The sequence below is a fragment of the Paraburkholderia sp. BL6669N2 genome, assembly GCF_003387275.1.
Lineage (GTDB): Bacteria > Pseudomonadota > Gammaproteobacteria > Burkholderiales > Burkholderiaceae > Paraburkholderia.
In genome coordinates this window covers 3,258,362-3,276,357 of the sequence record NZ_QUNA01000001.1, presented here as the reverse complement: position 1 = coordinate 3,276,357, position 17,996 = coordinate 3,258,362, and the positions used below count along the sequence as shown (strand labels likewise).

Here is a 17,996-nt window from a genome sequence, read left to right as displayed (position 1 = left end):
GCGCCGGAGATGCGTTCATCCTAAGCGTCCGTACCTGTCAGTTTGTGTCAGGTATGACTACACTTGTCCGCATGAGAGCGAGCCGCCTTCTTTCCATCCTGATGACGCTGCAGGCGCGTGGCCGGGTCACCGCGCAGTTCCTCGCCGATGAATGCGCGGTGTCGTTGCGCACCATCTATCGCGACATCGACGCCCTGAGCGCCGCGGGCGTCCCCGTGCATAGCGAGCGCGGAGCGGAAGGCGGCTACCGCCTGCTCGACGGCTACCGGACGCGGCTGAACGGCCTGTCCTCACAGGAAGCGGAGTCGCTGTTCCTCGGCGGCCTGCCCGGCCCGATGCAGGCGCTCGGCCTGGGTGCGGTGATGGCCGGTGCGCAGACCAAGTTGCTGGCCGCTCTGCCCGTCGAATTGCGCTCGACCGCGGAGCGCATGCGCTCGCGTTTTCATCTCGACGCCCCCGCGTGGTTTTCGGACGCGGACGAGCCCGCCCATCTGCCGTCGATCGCGCGTGCGGTGTGGGAGCAGCACCCGCTGGAGATTCGCTATCAGAGCTGGAAAGCCGAGAAGTTTCGCCGGATCGAACCGCTCGGCATCGTGCTGAAAAGCGGCGCGTGGTACGTGGTCGGGCGCGTCGGGCAAGATGTGCGCATCTACCGCATTTCGCGCATTCTCGAATTGAACCTGCTGGACGAGACGTTCGAGCGGCCGCCCACGTTCGATCTTGCCGCTTACTGGCAGGACAGCACGCAGCGTCTCTCCGAAGAAATGCACGCGAGCGAAGCGACGCTGCGTCTGTCGCCTTGGGGCATGCAGATGCTTGACGTTTTCACGTCCCCATTCGCGCGTTCGGCGGCGATCATCGGCGAGCCCGATCCCACGGATGGTTGGCGCACCGTGACGCTGCCCGTCGGTTCGGTGAGGCAGGCGTGCGCGGAGTTGCTGCGCTTCGGCACCGAGGCAGAGGTGCTGGCGCCGCCGGAGTTGCGCGCGCAGATGTCGGAAGTTGCGGCGGCGCTGCATCGCCGTTACACGCAATGACGGCATCGTTCGCACACGCGTCATACGGCGTGCGAGATGGCCGGCATACGGCAACAATGCGACTGCATTCACGGTTACGTCATACACGCTGCATACAGTTTGCCCGCGAACAAACTCCAATCCCAAGGGCAAAAAACATGTCACAACGCGGCGGGGTGCGCGCAGTTCTCATGGTCGTTTGCGCGGCCTTGATCGGCTTGATCGTTGCGGCGTGCGGATCGTCGTCTTCGTCGCTGAAATTGAGCGGGCAGCAGCAGATCCGGCACGTTTTCGTGATCACGCTCGAGAACGAAAACTACGCGACCACCTTTGGCGCGAACAGCAAGGCGCCGTATCTCTCGCAGACCCTCGCCTCGCAGGGCGCGATGGTGCAGCAGTACTACGGCACGGGGCACGTGAACCTCGACAACTACATTTCGATGCTCAGCGGTCAGGCGCCGACGCCGGAAACGGATAACGATTGCATCACCTTCCAGGACTACAAACTCACGGGCGTGACCGCCGACGGCCAGGCGGTCGGGTCGGGCTGCGTCTATCCGGCGAGCATCAAGACGCTGCCGGACCAGTTGAAGGCCGCGGGCTACACGTGGAAGGGCTATGAAGGCGACATGGGCAACGACCCGGCGCGGGAAGCCGCGACCTGCGGCCACCCGACGCTCAACACGACCGACCTGACGCAGTCCGCGGAAGCGCCGAGCGCGGCCGTGCCGCTGGGCGACCAGTACGCGACGCGTCACAACCCGTTCATGTACTTCCACTCGATCATCGATTCGCCGGACTGCGGGCAGAACGTGGTCAACCTGAACAGGCTGACGACCGATCTGCAGTCGATCGCGACCACCGCCAACTTCAACCTGATCACCCCGAACCTGTGCGACGACGGCCACGACGCGCCGTGCGTGAACGGCCAGCCGGGCGGCCTGACGAGCGCCAACACGTTCCTGCAGAAGTGGGTGCCGATTATCACAGCTTCGCCCGCGTTCCAGCAGGACGGCCTGCTGATCATCAACTTCGACGAAAGCAGCTACGCGACGGTGACGCAGTCCGGCACGAGCGAGAACCTGATATTTTCTGGCGCGACCTGCTGTAGCCAGCAGCCGGGTCCGAATCTGCCGGCGTTCCCGCAGACGTCGTCGCTGACTTACAAGGGTTTGACGATCAACCTGACCAAGCAGAGCTTCGGCGGCGACCAGACCGGCGCGGTCATGATCTCGAAGTTCATCAAGCCGGGCACGGTCTCGACGGTGCAGTACAACCATTATTCGATGCTCAAGAGCATCGAAGACATCTTCCAGCTGGACCACCTCGGTTATGCGGGACAGGCCGGCCTCGTCGGGTTCGGCGGCGACATCTTCACGAACCTGTAAGCGATTCGATGCTGTTTTCTGCAATGCGATTGACGGAGCGCTTCGGCGCGCCATGGGCGGGGCTCGCTGCTCTGCTTGTTGCAACGCTGCTGCCCGCTGCCGCCGCGGCCGACACAAAGCCTGTCTACAGCGATGCCGCCGCGCTCGGCAAGCTGATCTTCTTCGATGCCACGTTGTCCGCCTCGGGCAAGATGTCGTGCGCGAGCTGCCATAGCCCGTCGCATGCGTATGGGCCGCCCAACGGGCTCGCGGCGCAGTTGGGTGGGGCGGACATGCACTCGCAAGGCACGCGCGCTGTGCCGAGCCTGCGCTACGTGTTGAACCGTACGCCGATGTGGAGCCACGCGCAGGCTGCGAGCCTCTCCGAGCGTCTGAGCGAAATGGACAATGCGCCGGTGGGCGGTTTCGGTTGGGATGGGCGCTTCAACCGTCTGCACGATCAGGCGAGCTTCCCCCTGTTCAATCCGAACGAGATGGCCAACAAGGATCCGGCGGCCGTGCTCGCGAAACTGGAGCAGGCGCCGTACGCCGCGCGCTTCAAGGAAGTGTTCGGCCAGAACATCTTCGTCGACCGCGCCAAGGCGTTCGCCCAAGCCATGTATGCGATCGAGCGCTTCGAACTCGAGGACCCGAGTTTTCATCCGTACACCAGCAAGTTCGACTACTATCTGGACGGAAAATTGCAACTAACGGCGCAAGAGTTGAGAGGCAAGAAACTGTTCAACAATCCGGCGGGCGGCAATTGCGCTTCCTGCCATATCGATCAGGTGGGCGTCGACGGCTCACATCCGCTGTTCACCGACTTCAATTTCCAGGCGCTCGGCGTGCCGCGCAATCCGGAGTTGCGGGCGAATGCCGATCCGAAGTACTTCGACATGGGCTTGTGCGGTCCGTTGCGAACTGATCAGTCGAGCGACAGCAGCAATTGCGGGCTCTTCAAATCGGTGTCGCTGCGCAATACGGCGACGCGTCAGGTGTTCTTCCACAACGGCCGGTTCCACACGCTGAAGGACGCATTGCGCTTCTACGTGCAGCGCGATACCAGTCCGGCGAAGTGGTATCCAAAAGACTTGCACGGCAAGATCGACAAGTTCAACGACTTGCCCGTCGCGCTGCGCGTGAACGTCGATACGACCGACGAGCCGCTCACACGCAAAGCCGGCGACCGCCCTGTCTGGTCGGAGCGCGATATCGACGACGTCGCCGCTTTCCTGGCGACGCTGAACGACGGCTACGTGCTGAAGCCCAAGCTCTCGCACTGAACCTGAACCATGAAGAGCCGCCCGCAATTCCTAAGACGAATTTTGGTTCTTTCTAGGGCTGATTTAGGGGCAGAGCTATAATGGCCGGATCCCCTTTTTTCCCGTCCACCGTTATGAGCCGGTTACTTTGCCTGATCGTGCTTTCGCTCGGCCTGATGCAGACCGCGGCGGCCGACGAAAACACAGACCGCATGTCCGCGTATCTGACGCAAAAATTCGGTCTGGCAAAGGAAAAGGCTCAAAAGATTTCCGACGCGGTGCAAGCCGCCGCCTCGAAATATTCCCTCCCGCCGGCGCTCCTGCTGGCGATCATATCGATCGAATCCCGCTTCAAGGAAAAGGCCAAGGGCGCCAACGGCGCGACTGGGCTCATGCAGGTCGTGCCTGGCGCGCATCGCGGACTGTTGAGGAACGTCAAGGACCTCACCGAGCCGACCGCGAACATCGAAGTGGGCTCGGCGATTCTGTACGGCTATATGCGCTCGGCCAACGGCGACATGAACGCCGCGCTCAAGAGCTACGGCGGATCGCAAGCGTACGCGCAGAAAGTGAGCTTGCGCGTCGAAGACTTTGCGGCGGTCGCCCCGTCGCAAGACGGTGCGCAGCAATCGGACGCGCAGGCAGGAATGTGCGCGGCACGACCCACGTCTGACCGTTGCGCGGAGCCGGGCAACTGGGCCAACGCGTTTACCGTTCCGGCCGTCAATGCCGCCGGGTTGAACGGCACGGCAACCTCGGCGACTGGACTTCATACGACGTCGCGCTAAGCGACATTCGTCTCTTTTCATACCGCGGCGTCGCAGCTGCCGCGATGCTTTGTCACGTCCGGAAAGACACCCGTTGCGCGCTTTTTACGCACAGTTCGGAACCGCTCTACAATGCATTCCCATTCGCGCTGACGCAGCGCCTCTTCCGATCGACCATGTTGACCTCGCTTTCCAGACTCACAGCCGCCGCGTGTTTCGGCATGCTGACCCTTGCCGCCTGTAGCAGCACGCCGCAGCCGAAATTCCAGCAGGAATTGTTCGAAACAGGCGCGAGCCCGTATGCGCGCAATTTCAATTCGAGCACGACGGATAGCTGCGAGGCGGCGCGCCGGGCGCTCCTGAGCCAAGGCTATCTGACGACGATGACGCGCAACGACACCGTCGACGGCACCAAGAACTTCCAGCCGACGGGCGACACCCACGTGGTCGTCGAATTTCATGTGGTCTGCACGCCGGGCGAAGAGGCGAGCGACACCAGCATCGTCTACGTCAATGCCGTGCAAAACGGCTTTGCGCTGAAGAAAAGCGATACCTCGGCGAGCGTCGGGCTGAGCGTGCTGGGTTCCTTGTCGCTACCGATCCGCTCGAACAGCGATGCGATGGTCAAGATTTCCAGCGAGACCATTCCGTCAGGCAAGTTCTACGACCATTTCTTCGGGCTCGTCGACCACTATCTGCAGACGGTGGTGCGCACTCAGCCGGTCGTCAGTAATCGCATCGAGACCCATCTCCTGCCGGTGCCGGTGGAGACAACGGCGCCGTTGCCCGTGCCCGAGATGCCCGATGCGATCGGCAAGGCGGCGTCCGTGCAACCGGCGAGCGGAGCCGGCGTAGCGCCCTGATTCTGCCCTGATTCGTCCGCGGAATTCGCGGTGTCGAGGCTGGTCAAGACCCGATCAGCCTTCAATCACATCGCGATCGATCACTTATCCTATGTCTTTTACTTCATACGTATACATATATAGTAATAGTTAACAAGGGTTAACCCCTTCTGTGGATAACTCCTATTTGTTCCGTCGCATCAATGTCATGCGAACTCCATAACCCTGCGGATCACGCCTGTAGAAAAACTACCAAACCGGGATAACTCTGATGGGGCTTGCCTCGCGAGCCGTCTTATCAAGATTCCGCACACAGGCTGTTCCATGCACTATCCCGAAGTTATTCAGAGGGAAATGTGGATAACTCGCGTTTGAAGTCGTTTTTCCAATAGATGCCGGGCAAGTTTTTCAACCTGTCCAAGCGCTCGCCAGCGTACAGACCGCCCCCCGCCGCACGCGCACATTGAAGACGGACGGTACAAAGATTGCGTCTCTCTTTTTGCAAGCGCAACTGTTGCTATTTAGTCAAAACCATTTCGGCAACGCCCGATCCAGGCATAGAGTTAAAGTGTTTTCTGAGGTTATTGGTGCAGTGCGGGGGTGTGTAATGAAACGCAGAACAGCACGACAGCTTGTCCGTCTTCTGTCGGATATCCGACACGCCACCCATTGCAGCACGTTGCGGGCGGCAGCCACCAACCGGGCCATCGCGCTCGCCTCCTCTGAACACGAAGCTGAGGTCGCCGACACCGACGACAGCACTGACGCCACGCGTGACCCGCATCAGGACAAGCCCGCCCGGAGCAGATCATGAGAACGGCGAGCGAACGATCGCTGCGGTTCCTCGTCGAGAAGTGGCTTGCGCCGGAGCCTTCGGCGCCAGTTCATGTCACCGAATTCAGCCGCACCCGCCTGGGAGGCCGGCGTTATGTGCGCGTCGCGACTTCGCTTCAGGCGGGCTCGCGCGGGCTGTTCTTCTTTCGTCACGACGACGGCTGCTGGTGTGTATTTCCGCCGACCGCCGATACGCCGGCTTTGCTTGCGCATCCGCGGGCGGCCTGAGCGCGGCGAGCAAGCCGGCGACACCGACCGCCGGCGCAAATACCTTGTGCGCGTCGCTTTCCAATGCGGCGACTGCCGCCGTCCTCAAGACGACGCGCCAGGTACGCGTTCTCGCCCGCGTCGCCACGCCGGCATCACCTGACACACGATCAAACCCGCGAGCATCAGCGCACATCCGAACAGTGCGCGTGCCGACAGTGTTTCGCCGAGCACGACCCACGCCGCAAGCGCGGCGAACACGCCCTCCATGCTGAAAATCACCGCCGCGTGCGCCGGCGCAGCATGCTTTTGCGCGACGACCTGAATCGTATAGGCGACGCCGACCGACAGCGCCCCGCCGTATAGGATGGTCGGCGCGGCGCGCACGATCACCGCGAGGCTGATGGGTTCAATGGCGAGACCGACGACGAGGCATGCAAGCCCGCACGTCACGAACTGAACGAGCGCAAGCATCAGCGTGTCGTGGCGCAGCGCGAAACGTCCGACCAGCATCATCTGAATGGAGATCACGAGCGCGCCCGCAAGCTGATACCAGTCGCCGTACAGCATCGAGAAATGTTCGTTGACGCTCAGAAAATACATGCCCGCGGCCGCGAGCCCCGCACCGAGCCACGTGCCGATTCCCGTGCGATGCCTGAACAGCACGCCGAGAAGCGGCACGATCACTACGTACAGCGAACTGATGAAACCCGCGTTGGCGACCTTCGTGTATTGCAGGCCGATCTGCTGCAATGAAATCGAGGCGGCCAGCACCGCGCCGAGCAGCACGCCCGCGCCGAGTAGCTCACGTGCGCCACCGGGTTCGCGCTTCCACAGTTCGGCGAGTGCCGGGCGCCGCACGCAAACGATCAGCGTGAGCACGACGAGCGCGCCGAGCAGGAAGCGCAGTCCGGTGAAGAGAAACGGGCCGATCGCATCGAGACTCAGGCGTTGCGCGACGAACGCGGAACCCCAGATTGTCGCGGCGATCAGCATCAGGACATTGGCACGCAGGTGTCGGCGGGTTTCGGCTTTCACGGTGGTCTTTGTAATTCGGTTGTCGTGACGGGCAGGCGTCGATTTTATCCATGTGCGCGGAAAAGCCCGATATGGCCGCACACCGCTACATCACGTGTTTGCCGACCCTTTTGGAGAACGCTAGCTTGCCGCGTAACCTCGTTCCAGGCGGTCTAGGTGAATCCCCTGGTACGAGCCGCTTAATGAATGAAAGCCGGTCGAAAGCAAGCTGTCTCCCGGAAAATACATATGGAGTTTTGGGCATGACAAACCGCCTACACTGGGTAATACTCTCCCGCGGGGAGCGGGAAGGCGCCTCAAGCCCTGTCTGCTTCACCGTGCAGCTTATTCATTCACATTGACTCAGTCGTCCAGGTTTGGGGAACAACACATGAAAAAAGTTATCGTCTCGCTCGCAGCCGCTTCGATCGCGCTGGTTTCTGTTCAAGCTTTCGCACAAGCGTCGGACGCAGCACCGGCTGCTGCAGCAAGCGCGCCGAAGAAGCATCACGTCAAGAAGCTGAACACGCACGGCAAGCGCGCTCCGGTTTCGGCAGCCGCTTCGGCAGCTGGCACGAACGACAAGGGCACGCAAAACTAAGCTGCTGCCCGATTCTTCGGGCCAGCTTCGCCGGTCGATCGCACGGCGCCGCATGCTGGCGAGTGCAGCACGACCGGATGCAGATGTCGCAAGCAAAAAGGCCAGAGCACGAGCTCTGGCCTTTTTGCATTTGAGGCAGCTTTTGTTGCGGCGATTAGCCGGCAAGGCCGCGTTTGATGACTTCGTTCAGCAAACCGGTCATGCCTTCGGGGTGCGTCGCGGCGCGCTCTTTCAGCTCGGTCACCAGATCGCCGTTCAGCTTGCACGCAAACGCGACGAGGCCCTGCGCCTGATCGAGCTTGCGCTGTTCGCGGCGATCGAGCTTCGGTTCGGCCGCGGCGGCCTTGCCGAAACGGTCGGCGGTCGACAGCTTCAGTGCGTTGTTCAGCTTGAGTGCCTTGTTCTTTTCAAGGTCGGTTTTTTTCATCGCCATTCGGAAGGCCTCTGCCAGATAAGTAATCCCGCATTGTACGCACCGCGCCGGACCTCGGGCGAGCGCGCGGCGTTCGGGTTCCGCGCGCACGGCTTGGCACGCCTGTTCAGAACCGGCATGAACCTCGTTGCAGGTTCAAACGGACTGGCCCGGCGCGGCAGCCACGCTGTCCATCAGCGCGCGCATTCTTTGCCAATGCGTGCCTTCCCAGAACACTCGACGGCACACGTCGCAGGTAACGAATTGCGCGTGCCGTTCCAGCACGCCGTCGGGCGCACGCGTGCCGACTTCTTCCTTGGGGATGCGCCGCAGCGGCACATTGCACATCAGGCATAGGCGGAACGGCTGCGCGCTACCGGCCAGATCGAGCCGTTCAAACACTTCGCGCAGTTGTTCGCGCGGCCTGAGCGTGCGGACGTAGCAGCCATGCGTGATACTGCGGCGTTTCAATAACTCGCGATCGCGTGTCAGGACGATGCGCTGCTGCGCGGCGGCGAGCGCCTCGATGTCGGCGTCGGGATAGTGGTTGTCGTACAGCGTGTCGAAGCCGGCGAGCCGCAGGAGCGGCGCGAGGCCGCCCAGATGCGCGTCGGCGATGAAACGCACCACGCGCAGCGGACGTTCGCGCACGCGCAGGAGCGGCTGGATATCGAGCGCTTCAAACTTCGGATAAACGGCTATGCGATCGCCGTCCGCGAGAGGATGATTGAAACCGACCGACTCGCCGTTGACCAGAATCAGTTCGACCTCCGTGTGCGGCACGCCGAGCGCTTCGATCATGTGCTTCGCGGTGGCGCCCGGCGCGCAGGCGTAGCTGAACGCGCGCCGGCGCAACGGCCGGGCGAGAAAATCGTTCAGCTCCTCGTAGAAGCGGAATGTCGCGGTCACCATCACCGCAGTATCGCACCGCGTTTCTTTGCGCGCTGTCCTGCACGCGTCGCATGGGTGTGTTTTACTTCCAGTTCTTTAGAAGACGGAGCGACAGATGGACATCGGTTTTATCGGTCTCGGCGAGATGGGCGCCGCGATGGTTGCAAACATGTTGAAAGCCGGGCATCAGGTGCGCGTCTGGAACCGCTCACCGGAGCGCGCGCAGCCGCTCGCCGACGCAGGCGCGCGCGTCGTTGCGACGCCGGCCGAAGCGTTTGCGGGCGACGCCGTGTTCTCCATGCTCGCCGACGATAGCGCCTTGCGCGAGGTCATCACCGCTTCGTTGCTGGAACACGCTCCGCGCGGGCTGATCCACGTGAACATGGCGACGATCTCGGTGGCGCTGGCCGAGGAACTGGCGACGGCGCACGCGTCGCGCGGTGTCAACTACGTCGCCGCGCCGGTGTTGGGCCGGCCCGATGTCGCGGCGGCGGGCAAGCTGACCATCGTGGCGGGCGGACCGGCCGAATCGATCGACCGCGTTCAGCCGATTTTCGACGTGATCGGCCAGAAGACCTGGCGCATCGGTTCGCTGCCGCAGCAGGCGAACGTCATGAAGCTCGCCGCCAACTTCATGCTCGGCGCGGCGGTCGAGACACTCGGCGAAGCGGCTACGCTGGTGACCGGGCACGGCGTCGCCATGCAGGATTTCCTCGACGTCATCACGGGCGGCCTGTTTCCGGGGCCGGTCTATTCCGGCTACGGCAAACTGATCGCGGAGCAGCGCTACGAGCCGGCGCTGTTCAAGGCGCGTCTCGGCCTGAAGGACATTCGTCTCGCGCTGGCCGCTGCCGACGCCGTGACGACGCCGCTGCCGATCGCCAGCGTGGTGCGCGACAGCTTGATCGAAGCCGTGGCTCACGGCGACGGCGAGAAGGATTTCGCGGTGCTGGGCCAGGTCGCCGCGCGGCGAGCCGGGCGCTAAGAGCTAAAAGCAACTGACAGGCGGCAGTGACGGGCGCGGGCGGGCATAATAGCCGCCCGTTCCCCTATCTGCCGTGCTTCCCATGAGTCTCCATACTTGGTGGCTATTCGTCGCCACTGTCTTCGTCGTTTCAGCGATTCCCGGTCCGAACATGTTGCTCGTGATGACGCACGGCGCCCAGCACGGCTTGCGCCGTTCCAGCGCGACCATGGCCGGTTGCCTGTCGGCGCTGGTGTCGATGCTGGCGGTGTCGGCGGCGGGTCTCGGTGTTTTCCTCGCGGCGTGGCCAGCCATGTTCAACGCGCTGCGGATGATCGGCGCCGCTTACCTCGTGTATCTCGGCATCAAGGCGTGGCGCGCGCCGGCTGACGAAGCCGCCGCCGACAATGCCGACGAACTCGCGGCGAAGCCCGCGCGCTCGCGCTTCGCGCTGTTTCGCAACGGCTTTCTGGTCGCAGGCAGCAATCCCAAGGCGATTTTGTTCGCTGCGGCGCTGCTGCCGCAATTCATCGACGCCGCGCAGCCGAAACTGCCGCAGTTTGGCGTACTCGTCGCCACATTCGCCGTGATCGAGGTGAGCTGGTATCTGGTGTACGCGGGATTCGGCACACGCATCGGCGCGAAATTGAAGAGCCGCAGCGTCGCCCGCATGTTCAATCGGCTGACGGGCGGCGTGTTCGTCGGCTTCGGCGCGATGATGGCGCTGGTGCGCCACTGAGCGCGAGGCGCAGCGCCGCGGAGACGACGGGACATTTGGCGAGGTGTTGTGTATTTGCAACGTCGAGGGTCTACCCTAATTAGTATGTTGCGCCGCACCAAGCCGTTTGCTATAGTTTGTCTTGTCTCCTCCATGTCTCCTCTGATATGGATTCAGCCCGCCAACTTAGGCGGGCTTTTTTTTGCCTCGAATTTCCCGTTCCCAGAAAGGACAAAGCCGGCTGACCCTTGCGCAGGGCCGCCGGCTTTCTTGCGTCAGGACCGAACTTAGAACTTGTACGAGACGGCGAGGAACGAAATGATCGGGTCGGCCTTCAGTTCCGCTTTCGACACACCCAGTTCCGTGCCGTCCGCCGCTTTGATGATGACCGACGAGGTCGTCTTCAGCGGAATATAGGTGACCGATGCCACGAGGCCCCAGTGATCGGTGATGTTGTACGCGAGGCCCGCGTTGAACACCGGCGCCCATGACGACGACGCTTTCGCCGATACCTGCGTCTGCCCCGGCTTGCCCGCGCCGGCAGCCAGCACCGCGCCGAGGTTGTTCTGCGTCGACTGGATGAAGTTCTGGCTCAGCTGAACGTCGGAGAACCAGTTATAGGACACGCCGATGCCGACAAATGGCCGAAAATGCGCCGTCGGGGCATTGAAGTAGTACTGGAACAGTAGCGCTGGGCTCCATTGGCGCACGCTCTTGACGATCGGGTTGGCCTGCGGATCGCCCAGATCCTGCTGGCCGAGCGCACCGGCCGGTCCCGGCGGTTTGATGGTGCCGTGCCCGTAGATCTTGAAGACCGGCGGCACGCCCGCCACCGTCGTCACGGCGATGTGATCGGTAAGGTAGTGGCTGAACACCAGGCCGACGGTGTCGGCGCTGTTGGTCGACAAACTCGTGCCGGGCGACGTGAAAGAACTCGGCAGACGCAGCGGCGTGTTGATCGGCGTCGGCGCGACGGTGGTGGTGAGCGGCGAGCTCGAATCCTGTGGCATCACGTGAAACCAGCCGAGCACGGCGACGTTGTCGCCCGCATGCTGGGCGTGCGCGCTGGCGGACAGGCAGGCGGCCAGTAACGCGAAATAGATTTTTTTCATCTTGTTCCTCCTGAGGCGCGGCTCAAGCTCATCGCGCGCGGCAAGCGGCGGCGGGTTCGCAACCACGCCGGCGCGCTGCATATTCGTTTGGTGCCGGCTGCCGCGCGGTCACGCTGCGCGGCAGCCGGGACGCGAACGCCACGTTGCGGATTGGCGGCGCGTGCTGCGTCCGTTACTGGACGAAGGCGCCGATCGTGAAGTACGGCGAGGCCGCGTTGGTCAGATCGAGGTAGCCGAACACACCACCCGTGAAGATCATCTTTCCGGTCGGCGTGGTGCCGGTGGAAGCGCCCACTCGCGTCGTCGTCACCACGCCCGGCACGGCTTGCGTGAAGTCCAGATTCAGCGCCGTCGCGAGCGATGCCTGCGAGGCGTTGAACGGATCGAGCAGCGTGGCCTGGGTGCCTTCGAGCGCCGTGGTGCGGTAGTCGAACTGGCTATCCACGCCGATGTACTCCCCGTTCTGCGAGTTCACCGTGATCGCGCTTTGCGGCGACAGAATCGAGATACCCGATTCGTCGTCGGCGTACGGGCCGAGCGCGCCGTTTTGCGGCACCGTCACCGATGAGTTCGCCGCGCCCGCTCGCACCAGGATCGGCACAAGCTGGTTGCGCAGCTTGCCGACGATCATGTAGCCGCGTGCTTCCGGGGTCGCCGCGAGGGTCGGTTTAGCCTGGCCGAGGAAGTTGTTGGTCTGGAACGCGCCGCTGCCGTCCACCGCCGGCGCGAAGTTGCTGCCCGGCTGCTGACACTTGCCCGCGTTGACGCCGGAGTTGTCGCACTCGGTCCACGTGCCGTCCGCGTTGATCGTGATCTTCGAATCGACCGCGACCGGCGCGAAGTTTTGCGATGGCACCTGGTGATAGCCGAGCTGGTTGTACGTGCCGGCCACGTTCGCGAGATTCGTTTCAATCGACGAGAAGCCGATGAACGGGTAGTACGGGAACTTGGTATCAGGCACGGCGCCCACGCCAAGAATCCCGCCGAACGAAATCTCCGCGCCCGGAATCGTGCCGCCCGCCACGCCTTCGCCGACGAAAATCCGCGCCGGACGATTCGGATCGAGACTCGCGCCGTTCAGGCGGAACGCGCACTGGTTGAGCTTGTTGGTCGGCAGCAGGGTTTCCTGAGTCAGTGTGCCGCTGGCGGTCTGGCCCGCGCGCGTCGGGACGACCGTACCGGTGGTCGCCGGGATCGGCGACTCGATGTAGTTGACCTGCCAGGTCATCTTGGTCGTATCGAGTTGCAGCTTGACCAGTTCGCCGTCACCGCCGCCGCCCGTGAACACCGTGCTGTAGTCCAGCGACGCCGGACACAGACGGACTTCCGTCACCGGGCCGTCGCCTCCGCCGCCGCCGCCGCACGCCCCCAACAACGGTGCTGCAAGAGCGAGCACCGAAAGGATTCTCCAATTCATACCGCCTCCAGAATTTTTTCGTTGTGTGTGGCCGGCTCCCAGTCCCGCCACCTTTTTGCTATTTGTCTCTCATGCCGCCCACTGCCGGTCCGCTATGGCTTACCTGCGCGGCTCACTCGCCTGATTTACTTGCTGATTTGCGCTCCGATGCCGAAGTAAGGCGCGCTCGACGCCGTGCTGCTGAGCTGCGACGTCGGCGCTACGCCGCCATTGACGGTCCCCTGGATCTCGATCGCATACAGGCCGCCCGATGAGATCGCGAGGCCTTTTTGACCGTTGGCCTGCTGGACGCCGACCAGTCCCGGACTCGGCAAACCGTAGCCGAGGCCGAAGCCGTCTTCCCCAGCGGAAGTCGACGGATTGATGAAGGTGCCGACGCCGCCCTGGATCAACGCCGCGGTGTACTTGAAGTTGGAGTCGGCGCCGACATAGCCGCCGTCGAAGCCGCCGGAGGCAAGCGGCGTGGCGGCGGCGAGCATCGCGATACCGGATTCGTCGTCGACCTTGGCGTCAAGGTGCAGCGGGGCGGTGCCGAGATTCACGGAGCCCGTGCGGATCACGAGCGGCACCGTGGCGCCCATCACCTGGCCGAGAATCATGTGCGCCGACGCGGACACGCCGCTCGGCTGATTCAGCGGCGGCAGCTTGAGCTGCGTGCCGATCTGTGGCGCATTCTGGCTGTCGAAGTAGCCGCTGTTATTGGCGGTCCAAGCCGTGCCGGTCGTCAGGCAGCCGCTCGAACTCGGCGTAAAGGCTGCGTTCGCCGGATTCGATCCCGTGCAGTTGCCGGCCGCGTCGAAGGTCTCGACCGTGTTGGTGGCCGTTGCCGCGTACGAGCCCGACGGCACCAGGTGATACAGCAGACCGTTGTAGGTGCCGGCCAGCTTGGTGACGTCGTTCGTCGTGCTGGCGAAGCCGAGGAACGGATAGAAATCGAAGTGCCGGTTCGGGACTGCGCCGACGTGATCGATGATGCCAGGAATGATGGTCAGTCCGTCGTACTCGACGGTCGCGCCCGGAATGCCGCCGCCAGCCACGCCCTGGCCCACCAGGATCATCGGCGGGTTGGGGTTGTTGACGAAGTCGGGCGTCGTGTAGGTCGTGCCGTTGGCAGGCGCGGTGCCAGTGCCTTTGCCGAGAATGAATGCGCAACGCGTTTGCTCCGCGGTCGGCAGCATGCCCGTTGGCGGATGAATTACCGCACCGGTAATCTGAGTGCCTTCGCGCGTGATCGTGACATCGGCGCTGGTTAGCGGGATCGGCGACTTGAGCCACTTCAGCGTGTACGTCATCGCCGTCGCATCGATGTTCAGCTGCACCACTTCGCCGCTGCCCGCGCCACCCAGGAAGGTGCTCTTGACGATGTCGGCCGTGGCCGGGCACAACGCCGCCGCGCCGGCGCCCGACGCTGGCGGACCTTGCACGCCGCAACTCGCGCCCGAACATTGCGGTGCGTTGATCGGACCTGGATTGTCGGCCTTGCCGCCGCCGCAAGCGATCAGGAATGGGGCCGTGGCAATGGCCAGCGCGAGGCCTCGAGTAATGGCATGCGACATGCAGCTGTCTCCCTTCATGTAATTGTGCGAACTAATTTCGCCGCGCGGATAATGGCTGTCAATTGAATGAGCCGTCTAAAAAGACCGATTCAAACAGCGCAATTTTTGGCGCACGCGCACCGCGTGGACGTCTGCGGGTCTTTTAAACGAAAAAGGATTTTTGGCCTCAATGGCGGCAACGTTGTTTCGTCGCACTCCCTTTCCAGGTAAGGCTTCGGGCAAAATGGCTCTATCATCTGCGAACGACCGTTCGCGAAAAAATCCGGAGTTTCCCTAGGCGGAAAACTATGCGCCCTGCGTCGATATCCGGAATGAATTACCGGCGGTTTGCTGGATAGTCCGATTTTTATTTTTTAAGAAATACGGGCTACTACTGATAAATCACGGAAAGGGAATTTGAATGGTGCGTATTTAAAACAAAAAGGCCGGTCTGTTGCAGACCGGCCTTTCAATTGATTGACGGCGAATTACCGTCCGCAATTGCAAACTGATTAGCGTTTCAAGCCGCTTTCCTCAGCGGTGCCGATCGCGAGGTTCATGCACTGGATCGCCGCGCCCGACGCGCCCTTGCCCAGATTGTCCAGACGCGCGACGGTCACGAAGCGTTCTTCATTGCCGAATACGAACAGGTCGACCCGGTTCGTATCGTTGTTCGCCTGCACGTCGAAGAAGCCGCTATCCAGATTCGCTTCTGCGTCGAACGGTGCGACATGCACGAACGCCTCGCCCGCGTAGTACTCGGCGAACAGCGCCTGCACGTCCTGCGGCGTGGCTTTCTTCGCCAACTGGTTCGGCGAGAAGAAGGTAGTGACCGCGAGACCCTTATAGAAATCTCCGACGATCGGCGTAAAGATCGGCGCCGACTTCAGGCCGGTATGCGCGGCCATTTCCGGCAGATGCTTGTGCGTGAGACCGAGCGCGTACGGACGCGGGCTCTTGAGCTTGTCGTTGCCGCCGGCTTCGTAGTCGGCAATCATTTTCTTGCCGCCGCCGCTGTAGCCGGTGATCGAGTAAGCGTGCGCAGCGAACTCGGGCGCCACCACGCCAGCCTCGACCAACGGACGCATGGCGAGCACGAAGGCCGAAGCGTGGCAGCCCGGCACGGCAATGCGTTTCGCCGTGCGCAGGCGCTCGCGTTGCGAGCGGGCCAGTTCGGGCAAGCCGTAAGCCCAGTCGGCGGACGTGCGGAACGCGGTGCTGGCATCGATCAGCACGGTGCGGTCGTTCTGGACCAGCGAAGCGGATTCGCGCGAGGCGACATCCGGCAGACACAGGAACGTGACGTCCGACGCGTTGATGAGACGACGGCGCTCTTCGAGGTCCTTGCGCTTCGCTTCTTCGATACGCAGGATCTCTACGTTGGCGCGTTGCGACAGGTATTCAAAGATCTTCAGTCCGGTCGTGCCTTCCTGTCCGTCGACAAAAACTTTCGTGCTCATCTCGCTCTCACTGGCTTGCTGGAAACGGGGCGCGACACCGCGCCGGAACGTCATTTTATGACGTGATGGCGCCGGACGCGCAAAAGGGGTGAAAAAAACGACGATGCACGCCGAACATGACATCGGCGTGACCTGTTACGCGGTAGATGCCAGCCGATGCCGGCCGGATCGCGGCAGTCCGCGCCTCAGTGGGCCGCGGCGATCCAGCGCGCCGTGACCGCGGCTACGCGTGCGCCGAACATCCGCGCTGTTTCGAGATCGCCGGCTGGCGGCGCTTCTTCTGACGAAGCGTCGGCCGGTGACTGGGTAAGCAGGCCGGTCGAGCCGCCCACATAGTTGAGGTCGTCGCGCGTCGCCGCCTTGGTGTTGGACGGCATCATGCCGGTGCCTGCCCAGATCATGCCGTGCTGCATGGCCAGCGTGACGAAGTACTGGATCGTCGAGAACTTGTCTCCGTTCATGGTCGCGGAGTTGGTGAAGCCGGCCGCGATCTTGTCCTTCCACGCCTGCTCGAGCCACGGCTTCGAGCTTGCATCGGCGAATTTTTTGAAGTCGGCGGACGGGCCGCCCATGTAGGTCGGCGCACCGAAGATGATGGCGTCGGCGGCGGCCAGTTCGGCCCACGCTGCATCGTCGATCTCGCCGACCGGCAACAGTTTCGCGTCCGCGCCGGCTTCGAGGGCGCCAGCCAGCACGGACTCGGCGGCTTTCTTCGTGTGGCCGTAGCCGCTGTGATAAACGATGACGATCTTCGACATGAGACGCTCCAGCAAAGTGAAAGAGGATGGGTCGAGCACGGCAGTGGTGCGCACCCGCGGCGGTGAGCACGCCGCACCCTGCCAGGCCGCACCTTAGCGTGCGCCGATGACAGAATTCCCGCGCGGGCGGCAATACGACGCAAGCCGTACGCCAGCCGCGGCGGCGCGGCTTTCATGCGACCGGCTGTGCCGCGAGCGCGCAATCAGCGCCCGTAATTGACCACCATCCGCGCAAAGCCGAGTGTGGCGGTGCCGATCTCATGATCGAACATCAGCGCGGGACGGCCTTGGGCAAGGCGCAGGTCGACGGTGCTGAGCGCATAAACCGTGATGATGTAGCGATGCGGCTTGCCCGGCGGCGGACAGGGACCGCCGTAGCCGTCGGTCTCGAAGTCGTTGCGTGCTTCGACCGCGCCGAGTTTGCTGAGGAAGCCGGAAGAACTGGCGTTTTCCGGCAAGCTGCTGACCGTGGCGGGAATGCCCGCCACCGACCAGTGCCACCAGCCGCGGCCCGGCGCATCCTGATCGAACATGGTGACCGCGAAGCCGCGCGTGCCGGGCGGCGCGTCGTGCCACGAAAGCTGCGGTGAGCGGTTGCCGCCTTTGCAGTCGTCCTGATTGAAAACTTGGGCGTCCGCCACGGTGCCGCCCGCGCGGAAGCTGGCGCTGGTCAGCGCGAACGCGCCTTCGGCAAGAGCATGAGGCCCATGCGCGGCCAGAAGCGCGAGGCCCAGCATGGCGCAGGGGAACGACGGCAGACGGCGGAACGGCGAAGCAATCGAAACAACCAGGCAACGCGAGCGCATGTGCCGGTTC

18 protein-coding genes are annotated in these 17,996 nt (G+C 63.0%); 9 read left to right on the top strand and 9 right to left on the bottom strand.

All coding sequences use genetic code 11. From position 1 onward, the window contains the following. Positions 1–53: 53 nt before the first annotated feature. The 6 genes from B0G80_RS14930 to B0G80_RS14900 all read left to right on the top strand — a co-directional run bounded on the left by B0G80_RS14930 (position 54) and on the right by B0G80_RS14900 (position 6,316). Complete coding sequence (locus B0G80_RS14930; protein ID WP_258878888.1) at positions 54–1,037, top strand: YafY family protein; 984 nt, start codon at positions 54–56, stop codon at positions 1,035–1,037. 137 nt (positions 1,038–1,174) lie between these two features. Continuing rightward, positions 1,175–2,404: an alkaline phosphatase family protein gene (locus B0G80_RS14925; RefSeq protein WP_116118465.1), complete on the top strand. Its 1,230-nt coding sequence runs from the start codon at positions 1,175–1,177 to the stop codon at positions 2,402–2,404. A gap of 8 nt (positions 2,405–2,412) precedes the next feature. After that, a complete protein-coding gene (locus B0G80_RS14920) occupies positions 2,413–3,666 on the top strand; it encodes a cytochrome-c peroxidase (RefSeq protein ID WP_116118464.1) in 1,254 nt (417 codons plus the stop codon). A 113-nt stretch (positions 3,667–3,779) separates the two neighbouring features. Continuing rightward, positions 3,780–4,433, top strand: a complete 654-nt coding sequence (locus B0G80_RS14915) for a lytic transglycosylase domain-containing protein (protein ID WP_116118463.1) — start codon at positions 3,780–3,782, stop codon at positions 4,431–4,433. A gap of 155 nt (positions 4,434–4,588) precedes the next feature. Further along, positions 4,589–5,275, top strand: a complete 687-nt coding sequence (locus tag B0G80_RS14910) for a DUF2242 domain-containing protein (RefSeq protein WP_116119660.1) — start codon at positions 4,589–4,591, stop codon at positions 5,273–5,275. Positions 5,276–6,064: 789 nt separating this feature from the next. Further along, positions 6,065–6,316, top strand: a complete 252-nt coding sequence (locus B0G80_RS14900) for a hypothetical protein (RefSeq protein WP_106286061.1) — start codon at positions 6,065–6,067, stop codon at positions 6,314–6,316. 84 nt (positions 6,317–6,400) lie between these two features. On the opposite strand, the gene B0G80_RS14895 is transcribed toward B0G80_RS14900, so the two are convergent. Continuing rightward, on the bottom strand, positions 6,401–7,333 hold the full coding sequence (locus B0G80_RS14895) for a DMT family transporter (RefSeq protein ID WP_116118462.1): 933 nt from the start codon (positions 7,331–7,333) through the stop codon (positions 6,401–6,403). 370 nt (positions 7,334–7,703) lie between these two features. Here B0G80_RS14895 and B0G80_RS14890 point away from each other — a divergent pair, with 370 nt between their 5' ends. Then, on the top strand, positions 7,704–7,913 hold the full coding sequence (locus tag B0G80_RS14890) for a hypothetical protein (RefSeq protein WP_106286059.1): 210 nt from the start codon (positions 7,704–7,706) through the stop codon (positions 7,911–7,913). Between the two features lie 154 nt (positions 7,914–8,067). Here B0G80_RS14890 and B0G80_RS14885 read toward each other — a convergent pair whose 3' ends face one another. After that, a complete protein-coding gene (locus tag B0G80_RS14885) occupies positions 8,068–8,346 on the bottom strand; it encodes a hypothetical protein (RefSeq protein ID WP_106286058.1) in 279 nt (92 codons plus the stop codon). A gap of 135 nt (positions 8,347–8,481) precedes the next feature. After that, the gene (locus B0G80_RS14880; protein WP_106286057.1) at positions 8,482–9,237 is read right to left on the bottom strand and encodes a Mut7-C RNAse domain-containing protein; all 756 of its coding nucleotides are present in this window, start codon (positions 9,235–9,237) and stop codon (positions 8,482–8,484) included. A gap of 94 nt (positions 9,238–9,331) precedes the next feature. On the opposite strand from B0G80_RS14880, the gene B0G80_RS14875 reads away from it, so the two are divergent. Both B0G80_RS14875 and B0G80_RS14870 read left to right on the top strand, forming a co-directional pair. After that, the gene (locus B0G80_RS14875; protein ID WP_106286056.1) at positions 9,332–10,201 is read left to right on the top strand and encodes an NAD(P)-dependent oxidoreductase; all 870 of its coding nucleotides are present in this window, start codon (positions 9,332–9,334) and stop codon (positions 10,199–10,201) included. Between the two features lie 82 nt (positions 10,202–10,283). Beyond that, positions 10,284–10,919 carry a LysE family translocator gene (locus tag B0G80_RS14870; RefSeq protein ID WP_116118461.1) on the top strand — a complete coding sequence of 212 codons (636 nt, stop codon included), beginning with the start codon at positions 10,284–10,286 and terminating at the stop codon, positions 10,917–10,919. A 266-nt stretch (positions 10,920–11,185) separates the two neighbouring features. Here the strand turns inward: B0G80_RS14870 and B0G80_RS14865 are convergent, their stop codons facing one another. The 6 genes from B0G80_RS14865 to B0G80_RS14840 all read right to left on the bottom strand — a co-directional run bounded on the left by B0G80_RS14865 (position 11,186) and on the right by B0G80_RS14840 (position 17,986). After that, positions 11,186–12,010 carry an OmpW family protein gene (locus B0G80_RS14865; protein ID WP_116119658.1) on the bottom strand — a complete coding sequence of 275 codons (825 nt, stop codon included), beginning with the start codon at positions 12,008–12,010 and terminating at the stop codon, positions 11,186–11,188. Positions 12,011–12,182: 172 nt separating this feature from the next. After that, positions 12,183–13,427 (bottom strand): DUF2957 domain-containing protein, encoded by a 1,245-nt coding sequence (locus tag B0G80_RS14860; protein WP_116118460.1) that lies wholly within the window; start codon positions 13,425–13,427, stop codon positions 12,183–12,185. A 125-nt stretch (positions 13,428–13,552) separates the two neighbouring features. Beyond that, complete coding sequence (locus tag B0G80_RS14855) at positions 13,553–14,983, bottom strand: DUF2957 domain-containing protein (protein WP_116118459.1); 1,431 nt, start codon at positions 14,981–14,983, stop codon at positions 13,553–13,555. Between the two features lie 491 nt (positions 14,984–15,474). Further along, a complete protein-coding gene (gene argC, locus B0G80_RS14850) occupies positions 15,475–16,422 on the bottom strand; it encodes an N-acetyl-gamma-glutamyl-phosphate reductase (RefSeq protein ID WP_116118458.1) in 948 nt (315 codons plus the stop codon). Between the two features lie 185 nt (positions 16,423–16,607). After that, the gene (locus B0G80_RS14845; RefSeq protein WP_116118457.1) at positions 16,608–17,180 is read right to left on the bottom strand and encodes a flavodoxin family protein; all 573 of its coding nucleotides are present in this window, start codon (positions 17,178–17,180) and stop codon (positions 16,608–16,610) included. Between the two features lie 203 nt (positions 17,181–17,383). Then, a complete protein-coding gene (locus tag B0G80_RS14840) occupies positions 17,384–17,986 on the bottom strand; it encodes a YbhB/YbcL family Raf kinase inhibitor-like protein (protein ID WP_116118456.1) in 603 nt (200 codons plus the stop codon). Positions 17,987–17,996: the final 10 nt, after the last annotated feature.

Bases quoted from the DNA above. Each gene is read 5' to 3' on its own strand.
- B0G80_RS14930 (WP_258878888.1), top strand. From the start codon at position 54: ATGACTACACTTGTCCGCATGAGAGCGAGCCGCCTTCTTTCCATCCTG.
- B0G80_RS14925 (WP_116118465.1), top strand. From the start codon at position 1,175: ATGTCACAACGCGGCGGGGTGCGCGCAGTTCTCATGGTCGTTTGCGCG.
- B0G80_RS14920 (WP_116118464.1), top strand. From the start codon at position 2,413: ATGCTGTTTTCTGCAATGCGATTGACGGAGCGCTTCGGCGCGCCATGG.
- B0G80_RS14915 (WP_116118463.1), top strand. From the start codon at position 3,780: ATGAGCCGGTTACTTTGCCTGATCGTGCTTTCGCTCGGCCTGATGCAG.
- B0G80_RS14910 (WP_116119660.1), top strand. From the start codon at position 4,589: ATGTTGACCTCGCTTTCCAGACTCACAGCCGCCGCGTGTTTCGGCATG.
- B0G80_RS14900 (WP_106286061.1), top strand. From the start codon at position 6,065: ATGAGAACGGCGAGCGAACGATCGCTGCGGTTCCTCGTCGAGAAGTGG.
- B0G80_RS14890 (WP_106286059.1), top strand. From the start codon at position 7,704: ATGAAAAAAGTTATCGTCTCGCTCGCAGCCGCTTCGATCGCGCTGGTT.
- B0G80_RS14885 (WP_106286058.1), bottom strand. From the start codon at position 8,346: ATGGCGATGAAAAAAACCGACCTTGAAAAGAACAAGGCACTCAAGCTG.
- B0G80_RS14880 (WP_106286057.1), bottom strand. From the start codon at position 9,237: ATGGTGACCGCGACATTCCGCTTCTACGAGGAGCTGAACGATTTTCTC.
- B0G80_RS14875 (WP_106286056.1), top strand. From the start codon at position 9,332: ATGGACATCGGTTTTATCGGTCTCGGCGAGATGGGCGCCGCGATGGTT.
- B0G80_RS14870 (WP_116118461.1), top strand. From the start codon at position 10,284: ATGAGTCTCCATACTTGGTGGCTATTCGTCGCCACTGTCTTCGTCGTT.
- B0G80_RS14865 (WP_116119658.1), bottom strand. From the start codon at position 12,010: ATGAAAAAAATCTATTTCGCGTTACTGGCCGCCTGCCTGTCCGCCAGC.
- B0G80_RS14860 (WP_116118460.1), bottom strand. From the start codon at position 13,427: ATGAATTGGAGAATCCTTTCGGTGCTCGCTCTTGCAGCACCGTTGTTG.
- B0G80_RS14855 (WP_116118459.1), bottom strand. From the start codon at position 14,983: ATGTCGCATGCCATTACTCGAGGCCTCGCGCTGGCCATTGCCACGGCC.
- argC (WP_116118458.1), bottom strand. From the start codon at position 16,422: ATGAGCACGAAAGTTTTTGTCGACGGACAGGAAGGCACGACCGGACTG.
- B0G80_RS14845 (WP_116118457.1), bottom strand. From the start codon at position 17,180: ATGTCGAAGATCGTCATCGTTTATCACAGCGGCTACGGCCACACGAAG.
- B0G80_RS14840 (WP_116118456.1), bottom strand. From the start codon at position 17,986: ATGCGCTCGCGTTGCCTGGTTGTTTCGATTGCTTCGCCGTTCCGCCGT.